The sequence below is a fragment of the Streptomyces sp. NPDC058619 genome, assembly GCF_042717785.1.
Lineage (GTDB): Bacteria > Actinomycetota > Actinomycetes > Streptomycetales > Streptomycetaceae > Streptomyces.
The window spans coordinates 1,203-6,311 of record NZ_JBHXQN010000117.1 but is presented as its reverse complement, the minus strand read 5'-3'; the positions used below and the strand labels follow the sequence as shown (position 1 = coordinate 6,311).

The 5,109-nt window shown below is 63.0% G+C and carries 5 protein-coding genes and 1 pseudogene; 3 read left to right on the top strand and 3 right to left on the bottom strand.

What is annotated here, in order from left to right:
- Positions 1–92: 92 nt before the first annotated feature.
- On the bottom strand, positions 93–1,724 hold the full coding sequence (locus ACFWTC_RS38250; RefSeq protein WP_384030551.1) for a cutinase family protein: 1,632 nt from the start codon (positions 1,722–1,724) through the stop codon (positions 93–95).
- Between the two features lie 573 nt (positions 1,725–2,297).
- On the opposite strand from ACFWTC_RS38250, the gene ACFWTC_RS38245 reads away from it, so the two are divergent.
- The gene (locus ACFWTC_RS38245) at positions 2,298–2,522 is read left to right on the top strand and encodes a hypothetical protein (RefSeq protein WP_384030549.1); all 225 of its coding nucleotides are present in this window, start codon (positions 2,298–2,300) and stop codon (positions 2,520–2,522) included.
- 65 nt (positions 2,523–2,587) lie between these two features.
- Here ACFWTC_RS38245 and ACFWTC_RS38240 read toward each other — a convergent pair whose 3' ends face one another.
- Complete coding sequence (locus ACFWTC_RS38240) at positions 2,588–2,920, bottom strand: Lsr2 family protein (RefSeq protein WP_384030547.1); 333 nt, start codon at positions 2,918–2,920, stop codon at positions 2,588–2,590.
- Between the two features lie 265 nt (positions 2,921–3,185).
- Between ACFWTC_RS38240 and ACFWTC_RS38235 the strand changes: the two genes are divergently transcribed.
- Positions 3,186–3,686, top strand: coding sequence for a hypothetical protein (locus ACFWTC_RS38235; RefSeq protein ID WP_384030545.1), 501 nt, complete (start codon positions 3,186–3,188; stop codon positions 3,684–3,686).
- 503 nt (positions 3,687–4,189) lie between these two features.
- A pseudogene (locus ACFWTC_RS38230) lies at positions 4,190–4,566 on the top strand (ATP-binding cassette domain-containing protein); the annotation flags it as partial.
- 175 nt (positions 4,567–4,741) lie between these two features.
- On the opposite strand, the gene ACFWTC_RS38225 reads toward ACFWTC_RS38230, so the two are convergent.
- A partial coding sequence (locus tag ACFWTC_RS38225) for a hypothetical protein (protein WP_384075112.1) occupies positions 4,742–5,109 on the bottom strand: 368 nt, incomplete at its 5' end.

The following is a 5,109-nucleotide window of genomic DNA, read 5'->3' as shown; positions in this document are numbered from 1 at the left end:
CCGAGCTCCACGACGCGTTCGTCTCCCTCGCCTGCAGCCTCATCTGCTGGCGACGCCTCAACAAGTCCGACTCATGATCGTGTTACGAGCTCTTAGTGAGGGCAGGGGGCAAGGTTCGCCCAGTCCCGCTGCCCAGCGACGAACTGCTCCACCTTGCCGTCTCTCATGCTGAATACGATGACCTTTCCCGAGAATTGCGGCGCGGTGGGCGCGAACACGAGTTCCTCAAGTCCATCGTCGACGAAGGTGCTGGAAATCTCTCCGGCATAGGTGCGCATCACGTCGTCTCGTGTGCTGCCGATCTGGATCCCAGAGGCTGTCGAGACCGAGGTCGCTGGCTTCGATACGGAGATGGCAACAAGGCTGTCGTCCACGAATCGCAGCAGTAGTCCCTCTGGCCCTCCGGATATGGCCAGATGCGCACAGGCAGGGTCGCCCGCCAGTGGGATCGATGCTCCAACCGCCTTCTCTGCTTGGGTGCGGCTCATGCCCACCTTCAAGGGGCCCAATCCATTTACGGTGATACGTTCGCGGCTCAAGTCAACCCGTGCAGAAGCCTCCGGCTTCGCGGCAGCGTCATGTGTCACGAATTTCATGCCATCCCAAGTCCAGCTCAGATGGCGAAGCTTGGAGGGGGAACCGTGGGGGTCTCCCGCCCCGTAGTATTTAAGATCAGCGACGATGCGGTCTTTTCTGATCGCTACGGACCCTGGCCGATATTCGGGAGGTAGCCATTCCCCGCCACTCAGATGTGGAATCCGTGCTATCTCTCTTCCATCACCGGAGCGATAGACACGCAACTCTTGCGTAAAGAAGTTACTCGGCTGAGGGCTGCAGGAGAACAGTACAGCGTTTACGTTGCCGAGGCGCGGCAATGTCCCCTGTGTGATCCGTTGAATTCGCACGTCCCAGCGGTCGTATTTCCCGATAGCCCCGCCTCTCGCAGTCCCCTTACCCTTGCGAAGGACCACCTTTGCCGTGTCTTTGACGATATCGTCGCACGTCAGGTTGTAGGTGTGGTTCTGCCAGGCGACTTCTGGTCGCTCAAGGGCAGATTTGAGGTACTCCGCGGACTTCCAAGCTGTTCGCCCTGCACCGGCATTTAGGGCTGCCGCACCCCCATACTGCAAGTGTGGGCAGCCAAACGTGGACCTCACGATGCATGCTGACGCCGTTTTTTGGGCAACCTCATCGTTGGGCCCTTTGCAGATCAGGTCACCGAGCAAGCAGACGGACATCGTTCGATTCTTGAGATCGCTACTGAGAGCGGGAGCCGCAACCAAGTCCTGCGAGGGGTCCCCGAGCAGCACGATGCCCTTAATGTGATCGAGGATCACGGACTCATTTTTAAGCTGCTTCAGCGCCAAGCGAATTATCAACGACCCCTGCGAGTATCCAGCGAGCACGATCTTTTGCTTCTTCTTCAGTTGTTTGTCACAGACTGTGGTCTGAAGTCGGAGTTGGTCCACAAGCTCAGACGCGCCGTCCACGGTGGTCTTCGGAGGAGGGCCTCCAAACTTCAAGGGCTGCAGACCCTTCACGGCTTCGGCGACGCTCTCGATGAAGAGTTGTGGAACGGCGCGCGCCTCATAGGGCAAGCCGTACACGCCTGTGCCCTGGGGAAGCCCTTCGTAGACCGCTTCCAGAGGGACACCAAGGCCATGCGCACCCCCTGGATGCTTGGGGCCCACTGGGTTTTCGTCGGAGCCACGGACGCCGATCATGAGCGTCGGTGTACAGACGATGGCAGCGGCATTGACGTGTGGCCACGTGTTTCTCATGCCGGCGAACGATGTTGGGACACCGCCCCCGACGGTTGTAAGTGGGGAGTGTGAAACCGCGCTCGCTCGCGGCGTGATTGCTGCATGGATGACACTTGACATAACGATTGCCATACCGAGTGCGGCAAGTCGACGTCTTGTCTCACGCATGTGTGACCTCCCCGCCTACTTCTGCCTCTCGCCAGCAGATCAGCCTCTAAGCCGATGCTCGCGGCACTGCGAGCGAAGGGGGTAGCGGGCCTCCATCGGAGAACCTCTATTACACCTTCGTCCTCATCGCTCGCGTCCGCATCTCATACCCGGAGTCGATACGCCTCTGGGACCCACACGGTCACGGCAGGCTGAATCCCCGGCCATCTGTCGGCAGTTGAAGATGCAGTCCCCCGACTTTTTGACGCGGGCCTGCGATGTGCTGGCCTCGTGTCCCCATGACCAAAGCACGCAAATATGCTGCTGCCGGTGGCGGTTCTGACGGCGGCTGGCGCAAGGTGAATGCTAAGGGGCAGGCTGGGAGGCATGGGAAGCCCGCCCACTGTCGTACACCGGCCCTCTGTCAGCGGCGGCCGGCGGGTCACGGCGCACCGGCATGGGCGTAACGAAATCCTGGGGACGGCCTACTCCGACCACGACCTCGTGGTGTTCCTGGAAGCAGCCGGGGTCGATCAGCCGGACGCTGTCATGGATGACCCTCGCTGGGTGGAGTGGCGCGGAGGCCGCCCGCATCAGTGGCACGCGGCTTGACCAAGCCGAAGCCCCCGGCGCGCCTGTCGCGTGTCCGGGGGCTTCAGTCGTTCCGAGCCGCGCCATCAGTGGGCGGCTTCGTACCGCTCCATCAGGTCAGCCGGGATGCGACCGCGGGTGTTGACCTCAATGCCCTGGCTCTGAGCCCACTCGCGGACCTTGGCCGCGTCCCCGCGGCTGGTCTGGCTGCCGCGCTTGGCCGGCCGCCGAGCGCCACTGCCAGTCTTGCGGCCAGCCCCCATGAACGGTCCCAGGGCGTCCAGCAGCTTCTGGTAGTTGTCGTGTCCGAGGTCGACCTCGTAGTTGACGCCGTCCACGCTAAAAGTGTGCGTGGTGACGTCTTCGCCTTCGGCTCCGCTGAGATCGTCGGTATAGACGGTTACGGTGCGCTGAACCATTGCAGTAGGCCCCTTCGTATGTGTGAAAAGAGCTTACTCGCCATCTCGGCAAGGCGTTACCGGTTGCGGATGCCTTCCACAGCGTCACGGGCCGCCTGCCGTTCCAGTTCCATGTATCGCTTCAGTAGCACCGGTTCACACTCGGGAATGGGGTATTCTCGGTGCTCGTCTATCCGCGTCAACATGGAGCGCGTCAAAACTTTGAAGCAGGCCTCCGGAGCCGTCATCCAGCGCTGGCTGGAGAGTTCCTGTTGGAGCTTTGCTCTTGGCCGTCTGCCTGGCCCTGGGCAGTGTTCACCTGCTGGGGCTGTCACTGCCAGGTAGCGACCGGGTATCGCATCATCCGTACTGCTCCAAGACCAGCGATGACGGCCAGGCGACCTCCGACTTCCGGGCCAAGCCGGAGTCAAGCACGAAGGCCAGCGAGGTCATCTGGTCGGAGCGCGGCCCCGGCCAGCACGACGGCTACGTGACCTGGCGGACGCCGGAGTTCCCGTATTGGGAGCGAGCCAACGTCGAACCTGGTCTGGTTCGAGACGGCTGGACCTACGGGCGGTACGAGTACGTCGAGGTCTTGATCGAGAAGCAGGCGGCCTGGGAGCCACTGGAGGGGTTGTTCGAGCGCCGGCCGCAGTTGGACGATGTGGCCGAGCGACGGCAGCGGTGGGTCTTCCTCACGGTTTGGATCGGGCATCTGGACGCGCCACGATGCGATAGCCGCTCCCCAGCGTCTCCCAAGCCAACTCTGTTTGATCCAGACATCTGATAGGGATTTCGCAGCAGGGCTGACGCAGCGGGAGCGAGAATGCCGAGCTGGAAAGCACTACCCCGAGGAGCTTGACATCAGGTCCGTAGTTTCGGGGAGCAGCTGGGCCGGCTCGTTGATCGCAGCAGCCTGAGCGTCGCTGTGGTGGCGGAACGCGCCCGGCTGGTGAGGGGGGGGGGAGGCGATGCCACCAGAATTTTCGCTCACGGTACATTAATTTGGCCGCTATCCTGTCGGTCGAGTTCCGTTCCGTTCGGCGCGTACAAGATGAAGCGGACTATGTAAGTCCCTGGTGCATTGATGCCTATAAAGGTATCTACAGCACCTTCATCGTGGTCACTTTCGGGTCGGTACCAAGCAACGTCACCCGGTTCCCCTTGTTCGTTGGTGTTAGCGTCGATGATGACTGCCCGACTCATGCACTCTTCGCCGTCGTAGCCTTTGATTACAGCCTTAACGTTGAACGTGCAGCATGGATTTCCGTCACTTACTATACGAAAACGGTAACGGGGGGGCATCGCCAGCGTGTCGTGCTCGCCAGGGCGATCCTGCGGGACGCCCCGATCCTGCTGCTGGACGAGGCGACCAGTGCCCTGGACTCCGAGAGCGAGATCCTCGTCCAGGAGGCGTTGCGGCGTCTGATGGAGTGGCGGACGGCACTGGTGGTGGCACATCGCCTCAGCCCGGTGGCCCACACGGACCGGCTCGTCGTCCTCGATCGCGGGCGGATCGTCGAGCAGAGCACCCCACCAGGAGTTGCGCGCCTCCGACGGCGCCTACACGAAGCTGGCAGCACCAGTCGGCCGGCTTCCTCAACGACGACCCGGACCGGCACGGTCCGACGCGCACCGACCAGGAGCCCGTGGGCGATGCCTCCTGATGGACCAGCACCGCCTGCACCTTGCCCGTTGTGCCGCGGGCCGAGGCCGGATGCAGCGGACCTCGCTCCTCCCTACGTGTGCGCTTTCGTTGTGGTGCGGGGCAGGCAAGGAGATCCCGTCCGATCAGGGATCGGACGGGATCTCAGGCGCCGTATGGTGCCGGGCCGGCGGGGTTCAGCGTACGCGGCTCGCGGCCTGGGCGTTGTCGTCCTTGGTCTGGGCCCGGGTACCGGGGGTTACACAGACCAGGTCGTTGGGAGTGGCCTCGCGCCACACATAGCCCGACTTGCACGTCCGGTTCGTGGCACTGACCCGGCGGTTGGCGGCTTGGGCGTTGTCCTCCCGGGTCTGGGCGCGAGTGCCGGGAGTGACGCAGACACGGTCCCCGGAGCCCGTGGCCTCGCGCCACACGTACCCCGACTTGCACGTGCCCGCCGGTTGGGCCCTGCGGCTCGCGGCCTGGGCGTTGTCGTCCTTGGTCTGGGCCCGGGTACCGGGGGTTACACAGACCAGGTCGTTGGGAGTGGCCTCGCGCCACACAT

Coding starts and splice junctions, on each gene's coding strand:
- ACFWTC_RS38250 (WP_384030551.1), bottom strand. CDS start 1,724: ATGATCGGCGTCCGTGGCTCCGACGAAAACCCAGTGGGCCCCAAGCAT.
- ACFWTC_RS38245 (WP_384030549.1), top strand. CDS start 2,298: ATGGGAAGCCCGCCCACTGTCGTACACCGGCCCTCTGTCAGCGGCGGC.
- ACFWTC_RS38240 (WP_384030547.1), bottom strand. CDS start 2,920: ATGGTTCAGCGCACCGTAACCGTCTATACCGACGATCTCAGCGGAGCC.